This is a genomic window from Mycolicibacter virginiensis (assembly GCF_022374935.2).
GTDB lineage: Bacteria > Actinomycetota > Actinomycetes > Mycobacteriales > Mycobacteriaceae > Mycobacterium > Mycobacterium virginiense.
Genome location: NZ_CP092430.2, coordinates 2,171,819 through 2,191,748, shown reverse-complemented (window position 1 = coordinate 2,191,748; position 19,930 = coordinate 2,171,819). Strand labels below are relative to the sequence as shown.

The following is a 19,930-nucleotide window of genomic DNA, read 5'->3' as shown; positions in this document are numbered from 1 at the left end:
CGGACAAGGACCGGGCTCACGAGCCCAGGTCCCGGCGGGCGGAGATCTTGGAGCTCAGCCCGTGGATCTGGACGAAGCCCCGAGCCGCGGTCTGGTCGAAGGTGTCGCCCTCGTCGTAGGTGGCCAGGTTGAAGTCGTAGAGCGACTCCGCGCTGCGCCGACCGTTGACGATGATGCTGCCGCCGTGCAGCACCAGGCGAATGTCACCGGACACGTGCTGCTGGGTGTCCTCGACGAACACCTCCAGCGACCGCTTGAGCGGGCTGAACCACAGGCCGTCATAGGTGAGCTCGCCCCACTTGCGGTCCACACCACGCTTGTAGCGGCCCAGTTCACGCTCCAGGGTGACGTGCTCGAGCTCGGTGTGCGCGGTGATCAGCACCATCGCGCCCGGCGCCTCGTAGATCTCGCGGCTCTTGATGCCCACCAGCCGGTCCTCGACCACGTCGAGCCGTCCCACGCCCTGCGCGCCGGCGCGAGTGTTGAGCTCCTGGATGATCTGCAGGACGCTGAGCGGGCGGCCGTCGATGGCCACCGGGCGGCCCTTGTCGAAGCTGATGATCAGCTCGTCGGGGGCGTTGAAGTTGACCGTCGGGTCCTCGGTGTAGTCGTAGACGTCCTTGGTGGGGGCGTTCCACAGGTCTTCGAGGAATCCGGTCTCCACCGCGCGGCCCCACACGTTCTGGTCGATCGAGAACGGCGAGCGCTTGGTGACGTTGATCGGGATGTCGTTCTGCTCGGCGAACGCGATGGCCTTCTCCCGAGTCCAGGCGTAGTCGCGGACCGGTGCGATCACGTCGAGTTCGGGTGCCAGCGAGGCGAAGCCGACCTCGAAGCGGACCTGGTCGTTGCCCTTTCCGGTGCAGCCGTGCGCGACGATGGTGCCCCCATGACTGCGCGCGGCATCCACCAAATGCTTGACGATCAGCGGCCGGCTGATGGCCGAGACCAGCGGGTAGCGGTCCATGTAGAGCGCGTTGGCCTTGATGGTCGGCAGGCAGTACTCGTCGGCGAACTCGTTACGGGCGTCGACCACGACGGCCTCCACCGCGCCGCAGTCCAGGGCCCGCTGGCGCACCACTTCCATGTCCTCGCCGCCCTGGCCGAGGTCGATGGCGACGGCGACCACTTCGCGGCCGGTCTCCTTGCCGATCCAGCTGATCGCCACCGAAGTGTCCAGGCCGCCGGAATACGCCAGGATGACGCGTTCGGACATCGAGTTCTCCTTGCTTTGTGTTGCTGTGTGCTTCTGGGTATTACTGCAGGTCGTTGAGGGTGGCGGCGAGTTCGGCGCCGGTCATCGGCTCACGGGCCGCCACGAAGATGGTGTCATCCCCGGCGATGGTGCCGACGACGTACGGTAGCGCGGCCCGATCGATGGCGCTGGCCAGGTAGTCCGCTGCCCCGGGCGGGGTGCGCAGCACGGCGAGGTTTCCGGTGGCATCGGTGGACACCAGCAGCTCCGCCAGCAGCCGACAGAGCCGGTCGGTGCCGCCGGACAGGCGCAGCGGGTTGCCGTCCTCGGGAATGACGTATCCCCCGACTCCACCATCCGGGCCCCGCAGCTTCACCGCGCCCAGCTCTTCGAGGTCGCGCGACAGGGTGGCCTGGGTGACCTCGATGCCGTCGGCGGCCAGGATGGTGGCCAGCTCGGTCTGGCTGCGCACCGAGGCAGAGGACAGCACTTCGACGATGCGGGCCTGGCGGCCCACTCGTGTGACGGTGCTGTCGGCGCGGCTCATCGTGACCGTTCCAGCAACCAGACCAGCAGCGCCTTCTGGGCGTGCAGACGGTTCTCGGCCTCGTCCCACACCGCGCTGCGCGGTCCGTCGATCACCGAGTCGGTGATCTCGTCGCCGCGGTGCGCCGGAAGACAGTGCAGCACCGTGACTTCCGGGTCGGCCAGGCCGACGAGTTCGTCATTGATCTGGAACGGCCGAAACGGCGCCACCCGGTCCAGGCCGTCGTCCTCCTGGCCCATCGAGGTCCAGGTGTCGGTGACCAGCACGTCGGCCCCGACGGCGGCCTTGGCCGCATCGGCGGTCAGCGTGACCGAGGCGCCGGTCTCCGCGGCGCGCGCCTGCGCGGCGGCGACGACGGCGGGGTCGGGGGTGAAGCCCTCCGGGGCGGCGACGGTGACGTGTACCCCGGCGGTCACGCCGCCGAGCATCAACGAGTGCGCCATGTTGTTGGCGCCGTCGCCGAGGTAGGTCAGCTTCAGACCTTTGAGCGCGCCTTTGCGTTCGGCGATGGTCTGCAGGTCGGCCAGCACCTGGCATGGGTGGAACTCGTCGGAGAGCGCGTTGACGATCGGCACCGTCGCGGTGCCGGCCATCGCGGTCAGCCGGTCCTGGGCGAAGGTGCGCCAGACGATGGCGTCGACGTAGCGCGACAGCACCTGCCCGGTGTCTTCGAGGGTTTCGTCGCGGCCCAACTGGGTGGACCGGCCGTCGACGACGACGGCGTGCCCGCCGAGTTGGGCGATGCCGATCTCGAAGGAGAACCGGGTGCGGGTGGAGTTCTTGTCGAAGATCACCGCGACTCCGCGGGGGCCTTCCAGCGGCCGGCGACTGAACGGCGCGGTTTTCAGTTCCGCTGCCAGAGCCAGGATTTCGGCCTGTTCGGCCGCGGTGACGTCGTCATCACGAAGGAAGTGGCGGATCACTGTGCAGCCTCCTGCGCGGTGTCGAGGATGCCCGGCAGCGCGCTGATGAAGCTGCCGATCTGCTCGTCGGTGACGATCAGCGGCGGCGCCAACCGGACCACGCCCGCCGCGGCGGCGTTGACCAGGAAGCCGGCCTCGCGGGCGGCCAGTTCGACGGCCTTGGCCTTCGGCTCGGTGAGCACCACGCCCTGCAGCAGACCCTTGCCGCGCACGTGGTCGACCAGCGGATGACCCAATTCCTCGATCCCGTGGCTCAGCGTCTTGCCGAGGGTGGCGGCCCGGGCGATCAGGTCGCCGTCGGCCAGTGCCCGCAGCACCGCCAACGCGGCCGCCGTGCACACCGGGTTGCCGCCGAAGGTGCTGCCGTGCAAGCCCGGGGTCAACAGGTCACCGGCCGCGCCGACGGCCAGGCAGGCACCGATCGGCAACCCGCCGCCCAGCCCCTTGGCCAGCGTGATGATGTCGGGGGTGATGCCGTCGTGCTGGTGGGCGTAGAAGGCGCCGGTGCGCCCGATCCCGGTCTGGACCTCGTCGAGCACCAGCAGGGCGCCGTGGGCGGCGGTGATGCCGCGGGCCTCGGCCAGGTAGCCGGCCGGCGGGGTGACAACGCCGCCCTCCCCCATGATCGGCTCCAAGAACACCGCGGCGGTGCTCGAATCGACCGCCGCGGCCAGTGCCTTGGTGTCGCCGTAGGGCACGTGGGTGATGTCGCCGGGCAGCGGCTCGAATGGCGCCTGCTTGTCGGGCTGGCCGGTCAGCGCCAGCGATCCCATGGTCCGGCCGTGGAAAGCGCCTTGGGCGGCAACGACCTTGGTCTTGCCGGTGAGCCGGGTCATCTTGAAGGCCACCTCGTTGGCCTCGGTCCCGGAGTTGCAGAAGAACACCCGCGCCGGAGCGCCGAGATGATCGACCAGGCCCTCGGCCAGGGCGATGCCCGGCTCGGTCGCATACAGATTCGAGGTGTGGCCGAGCGTGTTCAGCTGGGTGGTGACGGCCTCGATCACCGCCGGGTGGCGATGGCCGAGCACGTTGACCGCGATGCCGCCGAGCAGGTCGACGTAGCTCTTGCCGGCCTCATCGGTCACCACTGCGCCCTCGCCGCTGACCAGTGCCAGCGGCGGGGTGCCGTAGTTGTTCATCATCACCGCTTGCCAGCGGCTTTGGAGCGTCATGCGTTTACCACCTTGGTTCCGGTACCGGCGTGGGTGAAAAGCTCTACCAGCACGCAGTGTTCGACGCGGCCGTCGATGATGTGGGCGCTGGGCACCCCACCGCGGACGGCACGCAGGCAGGCTTCGACCTTGGGGATCATGCCGGACTCCAGGCTCGGCAGCAGTTGCTCCAGGGTCGCGGTGTCGATCTCACTGACCAGCGAATCGCGGTTGGGCCAGTCGGTGTAGAGACCGTCGACGTCGGTGAGCATCAGCAGCTTCTCGGCCTGCAGCGCTTCGGCCAGGGCGGCCGCGGCGGTGTCGGCGTTGATGTTGTGCACCACCCCGTCGGGGTCGGGCGCCAGGGTGGAGACCACCGGAATCCGGCCTGCGGCAATCAAGTCCAGCACCGCGGCTGTGTTGACCTGGTCAACGTCGCCCACCAGCCCGATGTCGGTGGCGACCCCGTCGACATTCACGCTGCGCCGCACCGCGGTGAACAGCGCGGCGTCCTCGCCGGTGATGCCGACCGCGTACGGGCCGTGGGCGTTGATCAGGCCGACGAGCTCGCGGCCGACCTGGCCGAACAGCACCATGCGCGCCACGTCCAGCACTTCGGGTGTGGTGACGCGGAATCCGCCCTTGAAATCACCTTCGATGCCGAGCCGTTTGAGCATGGCGCTGATCTGCGGCCCGCCGCCGTGCACCACCACCGGGTGGATGCCACAGTTGCGCAGGAAAGCCATGTCGGCGGCGAACGCGTGCTTGAGGGTGTCGTCGGTCATGGCGTTGCCGCCGTACTTGACGACGACGATCTTGCCGTGCAGCTGCTTGAGCCACGGCAGGGCTTCCGCCAGTACCTGGGCCTTGACGGTGGTGGTGAGTTTTTCGGTCATGAGGTTTGCCTCCGCCGACGATGCAGAGCGGAGCTTGCGGAGCGATGAGGAGGAGGGGGAATCATGAGCTATACGCGGAGTTCTCTTCGACGTAGGCGTGCGACAGGTCGGTGGTGCGCACGGTGGCCTGCCCGCTGCCGAGGTTGAGTTCCACCGTCACGTGGATGTCCGCCCCGGACAGGTCGACATCCCGGGCGCCGGGCATCGGCGAGCCGCCGGAGAACACCGGGGAGCCGTTGAACGACACCGTGATCCGGTCCGGGTCGATGGTGAACGGCACCATCCCGACGGCGGCCAGCACCCGTCCCCAGTTGGGGTCCGAGCCGAACAGCGCGGTCTTGACCAGGCTGTCGCGGGCAACAATCCGCGCGGCGATCAGGGCGTCAGCGTCGCTACCGGCGCCGCTGACGGTGATCGACACCCGCTTGGTGACCCCCTCGGCGTCGGCCTGAAGCTGGGCGCACAGGTCGTCACAGACCGCCAACACCGCGGCGTCCAGCTCGTCCTGGCTGGGCGTGATCTCACTGGCGCCCGAGGCCAGCAGCAGCACCGTGTCGTTGGTGGAGCAGCTGCCGTCGATGTCGAGCCGGTCGAAAGTCACCGCGGTGGCCCGGCGCAGGGCGACGTCCAGAGCCTGCGCATCCACCTTGGCGTCGGTGGTCAGCACCACCAGCATGGTGGCCAGCGATGGTGCCAGCATGCCGGCACCCTTGGCCATGCCGCCCACGGTCCAGTCGCCCTTGTGGTGCAGCGCAACCTGTTTGGGGACGGTGTCGGTGGTCATGATGGCGCGGGCGGCTTCGTCTCCGCCGACCAGGCCGCCGGCCATGGCCTGCACCACGTCGGTGACACCGGCCAGCAGCTTGTCCATCGGCAGCCGGTCACCGATCAGGCCGGTGGAGCAGACCGCGACCTCGACCGCACCGGTCTCGGTGCCCCACTCCGACAGTGCCGCCGCGACCGCTTCGGCCGTACTGTGGGTGTCCTGGAAACCGCCCGGACCGGTGCAGGCGTTGGCACCGCCGGAGTTCAGGATCACCGCCCGCAACCGGCCGCCCTTGAGGACCTGCCGGCTCCACTGCACCGGCGCAGCCTTGACCTGGTTGCTGGTGAACACCCCGGCCGCGGCGTAGTCCGGGCCCTCGTTGAACACCAGCGCCAGGTCCGGATTTCCGGAAGCCTTGATGCCGGCGGCGATTCCGGCGGCCCGGAAGCCTCCGGGCGCGGTGACGCCCTGCTCGCGCACCAGCCGAACGTTGTCACTCACGGCGCCACTCCTACGACGGAAAGTCCTTCGGTCTCCGGCCAGCCCAGCGCCAGGTTCATCGCCTGCACGGCCGCGCCGCCGGTGCCCTTGACCAGGTTGTCGATCGCCGCGATCACGATGAACGTCGAGGCGTCCTCGTCGACGGCGACCGCGAGGTGGGCGGCGTTGCTGCCGATCACCGATCCGGTCTTGGGCAGCTGGCCTTCGGGCAGCAGGTGCACGAACGGCTCGTCGTGGTAAGCCTTTTCGTAGACCGCCCGCAGTTCGGACAGCGACGCGGTGGTCTTGGCGGTGCAGGTGGCCAGGATGCCCCGGGATGTCGGGATCAGCACCGGGACGAACGCGACGCTGACGTCGCGATGGGTGACCGCGCGCAGCCCCTGGCTGATCTCCGGGGTGTGCCGGTGCGCCCCGCCGATGTTGTAGGCCCGCGCCGAGCCGATGACCTCCGAGCCCAGCAGGTCGACCTTGGCGGCCTTGCCGGCACCGGAGGTGCCGCTGACGGCGACCACGGTGACGTCGGGTTCCACCAGTCCGGCGGCGACGGCCGGGAACAGCGCCAGCAGCGCCGCGGTCGGGTAGCAGCCCGGCACCGCGATCCGCCTGGCGTTGATGAGTTTGTCACGCCCGCCGGGCAGCTCGGGCAGGCCGTAGGGCCAGGTGCCGGCGTGCGCCGAGCCGTAGAAGCGTTCCCAATCGGTCGGGTCGCCCAGCCGGAAGTCCGCTCCGCAGTCGATCACCACGGTGTCGTCACCGAGCTGCTCGGCCAGCACCGCCGAATGTCCGTGCGGCAGGCCCAGGAACACCACGTCGTGCCCGGCCAGGGTGTCGACCTCGGTCGGTTCCAGGACGCGGTCGGCCAGCGGCACCAGATGCGGGTGTTGCTCGCCCAGGGTGCTGCCGGCGTTGCCGGCGGCGGTCAGCGCGCCGATGCTCAGCCGGCCGTCGGCGTAGGCGGGGTGCCCGAGCAGCAGCCGCAGGATCTCCCCGCCGGCGTAGCCGCTGGCACCAGCCACCGCCACTTTGATCGCTTTGGTCACTGGACGATTCTGCATGACTATGCGCATAGATGCAAACTCATTAAAAAGCTGTCGCTGCGCAAAGCCGAGAGTAGCCGTCGGGCCCGCGATCTCCCCTAGCGTAGGCATCAAACGAAGGGAGCGGGCCGTGAACACCGAGGACATCTGGCGAGCCGCCGACGCCGAGCGCAGCGGCCTGGTGGAACTGCTCGAAAACCTCACCGCATCGCAGTGGCGCCATGCCAGCCTGTGCCCGGGGTGGCAGGTCCGAGATGTGGTCGCCCATCTGGCGATCTCGGCCCATGCCCACGTCGGCCGGATTCTGGTCAGTCTGCTGCGGGCTCGCGGCAGTGTCGACCGCATGATGCTCGATACCGCGACCCGGCACGCCACGAAGACCGATGATCGAGAGCTGCTCAGCGAGTTGCGCAGCACGATCGGCTCACGCTTCACCGCCGTCAGCACGACCCCGACCGATCGGCTGATGGATCTGCTGGTACACGGCCAGGACATCGCGGTTCCCCTCGGTCTGCAGCGCGAGATGCCCACGGATGCAGCGCAAGTGGCGCTCGAAAGCGTCTGGAACCCGCGATTTCCCTTCTATGCGGCCACCCGGTTGGCGCCCTACCGGGTGCGCGCAGTGGACACCGACTGGGACAAGGGTTCGGGCCCGATCATCGAAGGGCCGGTCTCGGCGCTACTCCTGTTGGCGACCGGGCGCGACTCGGCCGCGCTGCCCCACCTCAGCGGCGAAGGCGCAGAGTTGCTGCGAAACGGCTGATCGCTGTGGACCGCTAGCCCTGCTCCGCGTCGCGGTAGGCCTCCAACAGCCGCAGCCAGATCTCGCTGATCGTCGGGAAGCACGGCACGGCGTGCCACAGCCGGCTGATCGGCACCCGGCCGGCGACGGCGACCGTGGCCGAATGCAGCAGCTCGGCCACGCCGGGGCCGACGAATGCCACGCCGAGCAGGATCGATTCGCCGGCGTCGACAACCATGCGCGCACGCCCACGGTAGCCGTCGGCGTGCAGCTTGGCCCCCATCACCGCGTCGCCGATCTCCACGTCCACCACCTGCACCCGGTGGCCGGCCCGCTCGGCCTGCTCGACGGTGAGCCCGACCGCGGCCGCTTCGGGGTCGGTGAAGAAGACCTGCGGTACGGCGTGATGGTCGGCGGTGGCGGCGTGCACGCCCCACGGCGCGGTGTCCAGTGATTCCCCGGCGGCCCGGGCTCCGATGGCGTCGCCGGCGATGCGCGCCTGATATTTGCCCTCGTGGGTGAGCAGCGCGCGGTGATTGGCGTCGCCGCACGCATACAGCCACCCTTCGTCGACGGCGCGCACCCGGCAGGTGTCGTCGACCTCCAGCCAGTCGCCGGGGGTGAGCCCGACGGTTTCCAGGCCGATGTCGCCGGTGAGCGGGGTGCGGCCGGTCGCGAACAGGATCTCGTCGACCTCGAGCTCGCTATCATCGGTCAGCTGCAACCGCACCGGGCCGTCGCCCGCACGCTCGAGCCGGGCGACCGAAACACCGGTGCGCACATCGACTCCGGCGTCGGCCAGGCCGCGGGCGACGTATTCGCCGACGAACGGTTCCATCCGCGGCAGCAACCCCGAGCCGCGCACCAGCAGCGTCACCGCCGAGCCCAATCCCTGCCAGGCGGTGGCCATCTCAACGCCCACACCACCGGCCCCGACCACGGCGAGGCGCCCGGGCACCGTCGTGGCCTCGGTGGCTTCGCGGTTGGTCCACGGACGGGCGTCGGCCATTCCCGGTAGATCCGGCAGGGCCGCGCGGGTTCCGGTGCAGATGACGACGGCGTGCCGGGCGGTCAGCGTCACCTCGCCAGCCTCGGTCGCGACGACCACTCGTCGTGGCCCGTCCAGGCGACCGTGGCCGCGCACCAGGGTCGCGCCGATCCCGTTGACCCAGTCCGCCTGCCCGGAGTCGTCCCAGTCCCCCACATAGCGATTGCGGCGCCCAAACACCCCGGCGGCATCGATCGAAGAACTGACGGCCTGTCGCGCGCCGTCGACGCGGCGCGCATCGTCGAGCGCGAGCACCGGCCGCAGCAGCGCCTTGCTGGGAACGCAGGCCCAGTAAGAACATTCACCGCCGATGAGTTCGCGCTCCACGATCGCCACCGCCAGTCCGGCGGCGCGGGCGCGGTCGGCGACGTTCTCCCCGACCGGTCCGGCACCGAGGACGACGACGTCAACGGTTTCGGATTCGTGCATCGAGTCGACCCCCTCAAGGTCCCGCTCCGCGAACGGTGTCGACTGTCAGCATGCCCGAGCAGCAACTGTCATCTGCGCAGTTTGGAGCAGGATCTCCGCGGCCGGCAGCGCGGTCAGGGGTTATTGGCTCCGGCTGACCCGACAGCCCCAACGGTGCCGTCGAACCCGCCGTTCCCGCCACGGCCCCCGTTGCCGCCGATGCCACCCACACCGGTGCCATCCTCGCCACCGGTGCCCCCGGCACCTCCGATGCCACCGACGCCGGTTCCGTTGGCACCGGGGGCGCCGCCGTCACCGCCGACACCGCCATCACCGCCGCGGGAGACGGCGTCCGTGCTGGACCCGGTGTCCATCTCGACCTGGCCCAGACCTCCGGCTCCGCCGGCGCCGCCGATCGCGGTTCCGACTCCTGGGGCGCCTGAATCGCCACCGTTTCCACCGGTCGCGCTGCCGCCGGTAATGGAGTAGAAGCTGGCCCCGTCGCCCTCGACCTTGCCGATGCCGCCGGCGCCACCGTGGGCTCCACCGCTACCAGCCCCGCCGTTACCGCCGGTCGCAGTGCCACCGCTGATGAAGCCGGAGCCGGTGCCCAGTGCCTGTACCGCACCGCCGCCGCCGTCGCCACCCACGCTGCCGGCCCCGTCTGCGGCGCCCCCGTCACCGCCACGCCCGTCACCGCTGGTCGAGCAGTCGCAGAAACTCGCCACCCCGCCAATTCCGCCGTTACCACCGTGGCCCCCGTTGCTGGCGGCCCCGCCCTGCCCGCCGGTGCCGGTGCCGGTCGCGGAGCCAGGAGCTTGGCTGACCTGGACCGCACCCCCGCCCCCGTTACCGCCGATGCTGCCGGTGCCGGTGGCGTCGCCACCGTTGCCGCCGACGGAGTCACCGGTGGCGGTGCCGCCGGTCGTCAGCAATGCCGCGTTCGCGGCCACGCCCCCGTCGCCGCCGGTGCCACCGTCACTGCCCGCACCGCCGTGGCCGGCGGTCACCGTACCGCTGGCGTTGCCCGCGCTGTCGGCCAGAATGGCGGCCAAGCCGCCGGCACCGCCGGACCCGCTTCCGATGGCGGCACCGCCCGCCCCGCCGGTCGCCACGCTCAGGGCGCCGCCGGCGACACTGCCGGCTCCGTCAGCGGAAATGAGAGCCCAGCCACCGTGTCCACCGGTACCGCCGGCCGCGGTGGCCGACCCCGCGCCGCCCGCAGCGCCGTTCCCGCCGATCGCGGTACCACCGGCATTCCCGCCTCCGGTGCTGTAGATGGCGGCGCCGCCACCACCGCCGCCGCCACCGCCGCCGTAGCCGGGCCCGCCGGCGCCGCCGGCCTCGCCCGTACCACCGGCGCCACCGACTCCGCCCTGCCCGGGACCGCCGACACCCGGCACCCCGTCGATGTACCTGGCTCCGTCACCACCGGCCCCGCCATCGCCGCCGCCGCCGGCCACACCGCCGGCCACCATGCTCAGGCCTCCGGTGCCACCGGTACCGCCGTTGCCACCGGTCTGTGCGGCCAGGAACTGGGCCAGCCCCAACGGTTCTTCGCGTAACCCGGAGCCCACGCCACCGTCACCACCGACGCCGCCGTTGCCGCCGACCAGTCCACTACCGCCGGCACCACCGTCACCGCCGTCGCCGGCCAGGATGTAGGCACCGCTGACCCCGGCGCCGCCATCGCCGCCGTCGCCGCCGTTGCCCAGCGTTCCATCGCTGCCGTGAGCGCCTTGCTGGCCCACCATGCCGGCGGTACCGCCGGCACCGCCGGCTCCGACGCTGCTACCGGCGTTGCCGCCGGTACCACCGTTGCCGCCACTGCCGCGGGTGGCGGCGTCGCCGATTGCCCCGCCGCCGCCCCGGCCGCCGTCACCACTGTTGCCGCCGGCACCGCCCCCGCCGCCGTTGGCGAACATGCCCGTGGCATTGCCGCCCTGACCGCCCGCGCCGCCGGCCCCGCCGACACCGCCCACCCCGCCGACACCGCCGCCCAGCGCCCACTGCCCCGCCGCACCGGTCACACCGACACCACCGTCACCGCCGGCCCCGCCGAGGCCGCCCAAGCCGAACAACCACCCGGGCGCGGCCCCGCCGTCACCTCCGGCTCCACCGGCCCCGCCGGCGATCCCGGCCCCGCCTTCACCGCCCGCACCGCCGGAACCGGCCATCAGACCGCCGGAGCCGCCGTCACCGCCGTCCAAACCGGCCGCTCCCGCCCCGCCTGCGCCGCCGTTGCCGATCCAGCCCACGGCGTCGCCGCCGTCGCCACCGGCCACGCCCTGGCCGGTGCCGTCAAAGCCCGCCCCACCGTCGCCGAACCACAATCCGCCGTTCCCGCCGTCCGGGTTCTGCAGCGTTCCGTCAGCACCGTTGCCGATCAGGAACTGCCCGGACAACTGGTTGATGAAATCATCGACCTGAGCTCCAAACGGGCTGGTGATCCACTGCTGCAGGCCGTCGTGCAACGGCTCATAGAACCACTGGTCGAGGAACGCCGTTGCATCCCCGGCCCCGGCTGCGGCCGGCTCCGCTGATACCTCGCCGAACCCGGACAGCAACGCAGCCCACGCTGAGGGTTCGGTCCAGCCGTCGAAATCCGCTGGCGCAGTTTGGATCCACGCGGTGGGATCGAACAGATCCTCGAATCCGAAGTCAGCCTGCGCTGCGGGCGCCGCACACAACGGCATCACCCCGAACGCCAGGAATCCGGCCACCGAGCCCGTGGCCCCCACCGCCCGCTGCCGGTTGACCCGGCCGTGTCCCTGAGCATCCATGACGCACCCCGTCCCCGCCCCCGTCCGGTGAGTCCGGACGTCTCAGGAAACAGTCAACGAAGCGCAAACGCGACGCACATCATCCAAACGGATGATCTTCAGGAGAACCTTCCCATCGGGCAGCGCGCGGGACGCTAGCCCCGCAGCGTCGCGCCGACGGCCTCGCCGGCGCGGGCGACGGCGGCGTCGCGGGCCGCACTCGCCTCGTCCTCGGTCAGCGTGCGATCGGCGGCCCTGAAGCGCAGCGCGAACGCCAGCGACTTGCGGCCCTCGCCGACCTGCGGGCCGGTGTAGACGTCGAAGAGCGCGATGTCCTCCAACAGTTCACCGGCGCCCTCGCGCACCGCGTCGGCCACCGATTGGGCGGTCACCTTCTCATCGACCACCAGGGCCAGGTCCTGGAATACCGCCGGGAACGGCGACACCCGGGGAGCCGGCAGCGCCGAGGTTACCGGGATGGCGTCCAGGTCGAGCTCGACCGCGCAGGTGCCCTTGGGCAGGCCGGCGCGTTCGATGACGGCCGGGTGCAGCTGGCCGGCGTGGCCGATCACGGTCTCGCCGACGAGCACCTCGGCGCAGCGGCCCGGATGCCACGGCAGGTAGGCCGCGGAGCGCAGCGTGACCTCGACGCCGCTGGCGCGGGCGATCACCCGTGCCGCCTCGATGGCGTCGGCGGCTTCCACCGGCCGGCCCGGGCCCCACGGTCCGCGGGGCTCGGCCAGGCCGGTCAGCGCGACCGCGATGTGCTGCGGCTGGCGCGGCAGGGCGGCGTCGATCCCGCCGATCTCGGCCTCGGTCGGGCGCCGGGCGGGCGTGACGGCCGGGAATTCGGCTGGGCCCACCGACTGCACCACCTGCGCGATGGCGAACAGCGCGACGTCATTCATGCCGCGGGACACGTTGCGGCCCAAGGCTTCCAATAGGCTGGGCAGCAACGTGCTGGCCAGCTGGGGCCGGTCGGCTTCCAGCGGGTTGAGCACCGACACCGTGGCGCGGCGCGGGTCGTCATCGGCCAGCCCCCAGGTGTCGAACACCCCGGCAGGCAGGAACGGTGTGGTGAGCACCTCGACGTAGCCGGCCAGGGCCAGCGACTTGCCGATCGCGCGGCGCCGACGCTGGGTGGCGGTCAGGCCACGCCCGGCCGGCGCGGCGGGCAGCACCGACGGGATGGACTCCAGTCCCTCCAGCCGCAGCACCTCCTCGACCAGGTCGGCAGGCTGGCGCAGGTCCGGCCGCCAGCTCGGCGGGGTGACGGTCAGGACGTCACCGGCGACTGCCACCTCGCAGCCGATCTGGGTCAGTCGGCGAACGGTGGTGCCCTCGGGGTAGCTGACCCCCGCGGTGCGGTCCGGCAGGTCGGCGGGGATCTCGATGGGAGCCTGGCTCCAGTGCTCGACGGGCGGGTCGCCGCGCCAGTCGGTCAGGCCCGAACCGATGACTCCCCCGGCGATTTCGGCGAGCAGGCTCGCGCAGCGGTCCAGCACGGCCACCGAGATGGCCGGGTCCACCGAACGCTCGTAGCGCCGGGCGGCCTCGCTGGGCAGGTGTAGCCGCCGCGCGGTCCGCGATACCGCCGCGGGGTCCCAGATCGCGGCTTCCAGCAGCACATCGGTTGAGTCGTCGCGCATTTCGGTGCTGCCCGAGCCCATCACGCCGCCGATCGCGGCGGTGGCGACGTCATCGACGATCAGCACGTCGACCGGCTCGAGCTTGCGTTCGATGTCATCCAAGGTGGTGACGGTCTCGCCGGCCGCGGCGAAGCGGACGCCGAAGCCGCCGGTGATGCGGGCCCGGTCGTGGGCGTGCATAGGGTGGCCGAGTTCGACCATCACGTAGTTGGTGGCGTCGACGGCCGGGGAGATCGCCCGGATGCCGCACAGCGCCAGGCGCCGTTGCAGCCACCACGGCGAGACCGCCGCCGGGTCGATACCGGTGACGCTGCGCAGCGCGAAGCGGCGCACCCCGGTGCCGGGTTGCACACTCAGCGGCCAGGCCTCGCCGTCGACGGGCAGCGCCGGCACTACCTCGCGGGAGGCCGGGTCTAGAAAGTCCAGGTCCAGCGCGTTGGCGATGTCGCGTGCCAGCCCGCGTACCGACATGCAATACCCGCGGTCGGGGGTGATGGCCAGCTCGTAGACCACGTCGTCGAGACCCAGCACTTCCGCGGCATCGGCACCGGGCTCGGCGGTGCCTTCCGGCAGCACCAAGATGCCGGAATGGTCGGTGCTCAGCCGTATTTCGGATGCCGAGCAGATCATGCCGTCGGAGGTGCGGCCGTAGGTCTTGCGGGTGGCGATCGCGAAATCACCGGGCAGCACCGCGCCGGGCAGTGCCACCGCGACCAGGTCGCCGACGGCGAAATTGCTCGCACCGCAGACGATGTCGCGCGGTTCGTCTTCGCCGACGTCGACGCGGCAGGCCCGGATCGGCTTCTTGAACTCGGTGAGTTCCTCGATCTCGACAACTCGGCCGACCTTGAACGGCCCGGTGACCGGGCCCAGGGTGTGCACGCCCTCGACCTCGTGGCCGATCCGCAGCAGCGCCTGCTCGAGTTCGTCGGCGGTGATCTCGAATCCCGGCGCGCCCGCGATCAGGGTCTCACGCAACCAGCTGTAGGGAATACGCATCAGGCACCCACCCCGAACGGCAGGGAGAACCGGACGTCGCCCTCGACCATGTCGCGCATGTCGGGTATTCCGTTGCGGAACTGCAGGGTTCGCTCCAATCCCATGCCGAAGGCGAAGCCGGAGTACTCGGCCGGGTCGATGCCCACCGCGCGCAGCACGTTGGGGTGCACCATTCCGCAGCCACCCCATTCCACCCAGCCGGGTCCGCCCTTCTTGCCCTCGAACCAGATGTCGACCTCGGCCGACGGCTCGGTGAACGGGAAGAAGTGCGGCCGGATTCGGGTCTTGGCGGCCGGCCCGAACTCTGACTGGGCGAAGGCGTCCAGGGTGCCGCGCAGGTGCGCCATGGTCAGGCCGCGGTCGACCGCCAGCCCCTCGACCTGGTGGAACACCGGGGTGTGGGTGGCGTCGAGTTCGTCGGTGCGGAAGGTGCGCCCGATCGAGACGACGTAGACCGGCAGCTCGCGGGCCAGCAGGGCGCGGATCTGCACCGGGGAGGTGTGGGTGCGCAGCAGTTGCCGCGATCCGGCCGGGGCGATGTGGAAGGTGTCCTGGTCGCTGCGCGCGGGGTGGTCGACCGGGAAGTTCAGCGCGTCGAAGTTGAAGTGTTCGGCTTCGACCTCGGGGCCCTCGACCAGTTCCCAGCCCATCGCGACGAAGGTGTCGGCGACGTGTTCGGCCAGCATGGTGATGGGGTGTCGCGCGCCGACGGGCTTGCGCGCCGAGGGCAGGGTGACATCGATGCTTTCGGCGGCCAGCACCGCGGCGTCACGCTCGGCGCGCAGTGCCGCCAGGCGCTCGTCGTAGGCGCGCTGGGCGTCGGTGCGTACGGCGTTGACGCGCTTGCCGGCGTCGGCGCGGTCGGCTTTGTCGAGCTTGGCCAGCGCCTGGCGGGCCAGCGCCAGCGGCGCCTTGTCACCGAGGTGCTCGGTTTTGGCGTGGGCCAGCGCATCCAGGTCGGCGGCCGCGGTAAAGGCGGCCTGCGCCGCCTGCAGCGCCGAGGTCAGGGTCGCGTCGGAGACGACGGACGGGTCGACTGATTGTTCGCCCACGCGAGGAAACTCCCCCTACTGGCTGTGATTTTGGCTGAGACGCAAGCGTCGATCTTATCGACATGACGACGAAAGCCCCGCACGCGGTGTGCGGGGCTTTCATCGTGTGGGTTAGGGCGCCTTGTGCACGGCGCCCGCGCCGCCGGCACCGCCGTCGACACCGGTAGTGCCGGTGGGTGCGGCGGGCTTGGTGCCGGCCGTGCCGGCCACGCTGCCCGACTTGCCGCCGGTTCCACCGGTGCCGCCGGCACCGCCCTTGGTGCTGCCGACGCCATTGCCGCCGTCGCCGCCCTTGCCGCCCGTGCCACCGTCGCCGGTGGTGTCGGTCGCGGTGCTGCTGCCGCCGGCCCCGCCTGCGCCGCCGGCGCCGACCTGGACGGCCTTGCCGTTGGTGGGTGCGGTGCCGCCGCCGGACGTCAGGCTGCCGCCGTTGCCGCCGAGACCGCCGTCACCGCCGTCGCCCTTGGAGCTGCTGCCGCCGGCACCACCGGCTCCGCCGTTCTGGGCCCGCCAGCTGCCGTCGCCGCCCTCGCCGCCGTCACCGCCCTTGCCGCCGTCGCCCGTGGTTCCGGTGCCGCCGGCACCGCCATTGCCGCCGGCGCCGCCGGAACTGAACAGGTTGCCGCCGGCTTTGCCATCGAATCCCGCGCCACCCTTACCGCCGGCACCACCGTCTACGCCGTTGCCGCCGGCGCCACCATTGCCGCCGCTGCCGTTGAAGGCGAGGATCTGGCCCTTACCGGCCAGGTCACCGTTGGCGTCGTTCCAGCCAGTGGCTTTCGCGCCGGCACCGCCGTCGCCACCCGCGCCGCCGGTCTTGTCAGCACTGGCTCCACCGGCACCGCCGTTACCACCAGCACCGCCGGTAATGGTGCCTTGACCGCCGGCACCACCGGCGCCGCCAATTCCACCATTGCCGGACTCGACGGTCGGAGCGGGCGTTTCATCATCGTCGCTGGCGCTTCCGCCGTTGGCAGGCGGAGCCGGGACGGAGGCAGCGCCACCGGCGCCACCGGCACCACCGGCACCGCCCCAGATGACCCGTGCTCCGACATTATCGGCGACGCCGCCACCGGCACCACCGGCACCACCGGCACCACCGGCACCGGTAATCGCGGTGCCGCCAGCTCCACCTGCGCCACCGGCACCAGATACGCCGAGGATCGTGCCGGACCCGAAGACCTTGTTGGGGAAGGTGTCGATTCCCCAGGTTCCGTCGGACCGCCAGCCGGTGGCAATGCCGCCCGTACCGCCCTTGCCACCCGTGCCGCCGTCGGCTCCCTCGGCGGTCGCTGCGCCACCCTTGCCGCCGGCGCCGCCCTTACCGCCGTACTGGCTACCCACGGCACCGTTGGCGCCGTCGCCACCCTTGCCGCCATTACCGGACTCGGTCCCGCCGGCGCCGCCATTACCGCCAGCGCCGCCGTTGCCGCCGGTCGTTGCGCGACTCGGGTCGGTGTCCGGGTCCACGTAGGCGTTTCCACCGTTTCCACCGGTGCCGCCGTTGCCGTGGACGCCGCCGGTACCGCCGTCACCGCCCGTGCCGCCGCTCCAGTGGGTTTGATCGCCATCGGCACCGGCACCACCGGTACCGCCAATCACGCCAGCGGTATCGGCGCCTTCCCCACCGCTACCGGCCGTGCCTGCTGCGCCGTCGTTACCGGCCCCGTTGCCCGCCGCACCGGCGGCACCGCCTGCGCCCGCGGAGCCCACGTCGCCCGCGTTGCCGCCCTTTCCGCCGGAGCCGTAGCCGTACTGGCCCTTCACCGTCCAGTCACCCTTGTCACCGGTGCCACCATTGCCGCCCGCGCCCGCGTTGCCGCCGGCACCGCCGTCGCCGCCACTGCCGTTGGTGCCGGACACGGAGTCACCGCCGGCGCCACCGGCGCCGCCCTTGCCGCCGTTGAAGCCGTCGCCGCCGTTGCCGCCGTTGCCGGTTCCGGTTTCGAAGTCGCCCGTCGAGCCCTCAATGCCGTGGTCACCGTGGCCGGCGTTACCTCCGGCACCACCGGCACCACCGTTGCCGGATTCGGATGCCCCGCCGGCGCCGCCCGCACCGCCGTTGCCGCCGTCGCTGCGGGAACCGCTACCGCCGTTACCGCCGCTACCGCCATTGCCGCCGTTGCCGGTGGTTCCAGCCCCGCCGTTGCCGCCGGCACCACCGTGGCCGCCGAAGACCCCGTCGGCACCCTTACCGCCATTGCCGCCGTAGTTGTGGCCGCCACTGGCGTCGGCGCCGTCACCGCCGGCGCCACCATTGCTGGCCTCGAAGGGCTGGTCGTCATTGCCGTCTTGACCGGCCGCTCCGGCAACCGCGTCTGTGTCGCCTGCCGCGCCGCCGGCGCCACCCTTGCCGCCGCTGTCACCGTTAGCGCCGGCCTTGCCGCCGTTACCGCCGGAACCCCACTCGCCGTCGCCGCCCTTGGAGCTCCAGTCGCCCTTGGCGCCGGCGCCGCCGTCACCGCCCGCGCCGACGGCACCACCGGCGCCGCCGGAACCGCCGTTGCCGGACGTGCCCGCCTTGCCGGTCTCGTTCTTCAGCTCGCCGGCCGCGCCGCCCTTACCGCCGGCACCACCGTCGAAGCCGTTGCCGCCCTTTTCGCCGTCTTCGCCGGCCCCGTTGTTGGTGCCGATGACGCCTGCATCACCGCCCTTGCCCTTAATACCGTCGTGCCCGGCGCCACCGGTGCCGCCGACACCGCCGTTGCCGGCATTGCCCGCCTCGGTGCCGCTCGCACCGCCGGCGCCGCCGACACCGCCCGTACCACCGACGGCTCCGTCGCCCGCCATGTTGTCGTCGTTGGTGCCGCCCACACCACCGGCGCCACCGGTACCGCCGGTGCCACCGTTGCCGATCTTGCCGCCGTCACCACCGACACCACCGTTACCGCCGGTGCCGGCCTCGTGGTCGGCATCACCCGCACCACCTGCGCCGCCCAAGCCGCCGGCGCCACCGTTACCGCTCTCGCCGCCACTGCCGCCGCTGCCACCGACGCCGCCGTTGCCTGCCGCGTTGCCGCCCTCGGCGTCGACACCGGCACCACCGACGCCGCCCTTGCCGCCATCGCCGTTGATGGTGCTGGCGTCACCGTCCGCACCCTTGTTGCCGAGCGAGCCACCCGCGCCGCCCTTGCCACCGGCACCGGCCGCGCCGCCTTCGCCACCGTCGCCGCCCTTACCACCGTTGGCGTTGTCCTCGTCTCCGGCAGCACCGGTACCGCCCTGGCCTCCGGCACCACCGGCACCACCCTTGCCACCGGCACCACCGGTGCCAAACAGCCCCTTCGAGGCGCTGCCGCCGTTACCACCGGCACCGCCGGCGTTACCAGCGTCACCGACTCCACCGGCGCCACCGTTGGTGCCCCACACACCGTCGTCACCCTGGCCGCCGGCCGTGCCGGTACCGCCGGCGCCGCCCGCACCGCCGAGGCCGAACAGCCAGCCCTGCGCGTCGCCGCCGTTACCGCCGTTGGCGCCCAGGCCGCCCGCACCACCGGCACCACCGATACCCATGAACATCCCGCCGGCACCACCGTCGCCACCGGCCTGGCCGGCCGTGCCGGCTCCGCCGGCGCCGCCGTTACCAAACCAGCCGGCAGCGCCGCCGTCGCCGGGTGCAATAGCGTCTTGACCGTCTTCGCCGTCTTCACCAGCGACAGCGGCCTGACCGGCGTAACCTGCGCCGCCACTGCCGAACCAGATACCGGCCGCACCGCCGTCAGGGTGCTCGGCGGTACCGGCGGCGCCGTCGCCCAGATATATCTGGCCCTCGGGCGCCCAGCTGTTGACCATGTCGACCAGCCAGGAGTTGGCCGGATTGTCGATAAACGAGTCCACCATCGTGTAGATCGGCTGGTAGACCAGGGCATTGAAGATCGTGGTCAGGTCGAACACGGGGGTGTCGGCAGCCAGGCCCGGGTCGGCCGCCGCGTCGAACCAGGATCCGATGTCCCAGGCGTTGCTGTCCCAGCCGGTGTCCGAGCCTGAGACCGGGGTGAACAGGTCAGTCAGCCAGTCGAAGTCCCAGTCGGCGTTCGCGGTGGGAGCCGCCGCCAGGGGCGCCATGCCGAACGTCAGGAACGCCGCCGCCGTGCCACCGGCACCAACCAGCCGATTCGTCTTACGGCGGTTGTTCCGACGCTGCTGCCGACCTGACATGTTTCCCCGCTTCTGCGTTAAGGCGACCTGTGTAAACCGGTCAATTAGTTACCTTGCTCACCGCAGGGTATTCCAAGGAACGGGGTTCATCCACTC

Annotated in this window: 13 protein-coding genes; 1 reads left to right on the top strand and 12 read right to left on the bottom strand. The window is 71.4% G+C overall.

Annotated features, from left to right (window positions below):
* Positions 1 to 16 precede the first annotated feature (16 nt).
* The 7 genes from MJO54_RS10545 to argC all read right to left on the bottom strand — a co-directional run bounded on the left by MJO54_RS10545 (position 17) and on the right by argC (position 7,034).
* Positions 17 to 1,216 carry an argininosuccinate synthase gene (locus MJO54_RS10545; RefSeq protein ID WP_064888567.1) on the bottom strand — a complete coding sequence of 400 codons (1,200 nt, stop codon included), beginning with the start codon at positions 1,214 to 1,216 and terminating at the stop codon, positions 17 to 19.
* Positions 1,217 to 1,256: 40 nt separating this feature from the next.
* The gene (locus MJO54_RS10540) at positions 1,257 to 1,742 is read right to left on the bottom strand and encodes an arginine repressor (RefSeq protein WP_046284534.1); all 486 of its coding nucleotides are present in this window, start codon (positions 1,740 to 1,742) and stop codon (positions 1,257 to 1,259) included.
* The gene (gene argF, locus MJO54_RS10535; protein ID WP_046284535.1) at positions 1,739 to 2,665 is read right to left on the bottom strand and encodes an ornithine carbamoyltransferase; all 927 of its coding nucleotides are present in this window, start codon (positions 2,663 to 2,665) and stop codon (positions 1,739 to 1,741) included. Before argF ends, MJO54_RS10540 begins: the two co-directional genes overlap by 4 nt.
* Complete coding sequence (locus MJO54_RS10530; RefSeq protein WP_240175892.1) at positions 2,662 to 3,837, bottom strand: acetylornithine transaminase; 1,176 nt, start codon at positions 3,835 to 3,837, stop codon at positions 2,662 to 2,664. Before MJO54_RS10530 ends, argF begins: the two co-directional genes overlap by 4 nt.
* Positions 3,834 to 4,712, bottom strand: a complete 879-nt coding sequence (argB, locus tag MJO54_RS10525) for an acetylglutamate kinase (RefSeq protein ID WP_240175891.1) — start codon at positions 4,710 to 4,712, stop codon at positions 3,834 to 3,836. Before argB ends, MJO54_RS10530 begins: the two co-directional genes overlap by 4 nt.
* A gap of 61 nt (positions 4,713 to 4,773) precedes the next feature.
* Positions 4,774 to 5,979, bottom strand: coding sequence for a bifunctional glutamate N-acetyltransferase/amino-acid acetyltransferase ArgJ (gene argJ / locus MJO54_RS10520; RefSeq protein WP_240175890.1), 1,206 nt, complete (start codon positions 5,977 to 5,979; stop codon positions 4,774 to 4,776).
* Positions 5,976 to 7,034: an N-acetyl-gamma-glutamyl-phosphate reductase gene (gene argC / locus MJO54_RS10515; protein ID WP_240175889.1), complete on the bottom strand. Its 1,059-nt coding sequence runs from the start codon at positions 7,032 to 7,034 to the stop codon at positions 5,976 to 5,978. The genes argJ and argC overlap by 4 nt, the downstream gene beginning before the upstream one ends.
* A 112-nt stretch (positions 7,035 to 7,146) precedes the next feature.
* On the opposite strand from argC, the gene MJO54_RS10510 reads away from it, so the two are divergent.
* Positions 7,147 to 7,779, top strand: a complete 633-nt coding sequence (locus MJO54_RS10510; protein ID WP_240175888.1) for a maleylpyruvate isomerase family mycothiol-dependent enzyme — start codon at positions 7,147 to 7,149, stop codon at positions 7,777 to 7,779.
* A 13-nt stretch (positions 7,780 to 7,792) separates the two neighbouring features.
* Here MJO54_RS10510 and MJO54_RS10505 read toward each other — a convergent pair whose 3' ends face one another.
* The 5 genes from MJO54_RS10505 to MJO54_RS23635 form a co-directional block, all read right to left on the bottom strand.
* Complete coding sequence (locus MJO54_RS10505; protein ID WP_240175887.1) at positions 7,793 to 9,235, bottom strand: dihydrolipoyl dehydrogenase family protein; 1,443 nt, start codon at positions 9,233 to 9,235, stop codon at positions 7,793 to 7,795.
* A 113-nt stretch (positions 9,236 to 9,348) separates the two neighbouring features.
* A complete protein-coding gene (locus MJO54_RS23640) occupies positions 9,349 to 11,997 on the bottom strand; it encodes a PGRS repeat-containing protein (protein WP_275564499.1) in 2,649 nt (882 codons plus the stop codon).
* Positions 11,998 to 12,131: 134 nt separating this feature from the next.
* Entirely contained in the window at positions 12,132 to 14,624 is a 2,493-nt protein-coding gene (gene pheT / locus MJO54_RS10490; protein ID WP_240175886.1) for a phenylalanine--tRNA ligase subunit beta, read from the bottom strand.
* The gene (gene pheS, locus MJO54_RS10485) at positions 14,624 to 15,676 is read right to left on the bottom strand and encodes a phenylalanine--tRNA ligase subunit alpha (protein ID WP_240175885.1); all 1,053 of its coding nucleotides are present in this window, start codon (positions 15,674 to 15,676) and stop codon (positions 14,624 to 14,626) included. The genes pheT and pheS overlap by 1 nt, the downstream gene beginning before the upstream one ends.
* Before the next feature lie 111 nt (positions 15,677 to 15,787).
* Positions 15,788 to 19,834: a PE family protein gene (locus MJO54_RS23635; protein ID WP_275564498.1), complete on the bottom strand. Its 4,047-nt coding sequence runs from the start codon at positions 19,832 to 19,834 to the stop codon at positions 15,788 to 15,790.
* Between the last annotated feature and the right edge of the window lie 96 nt (positions 19,835 to 19,930).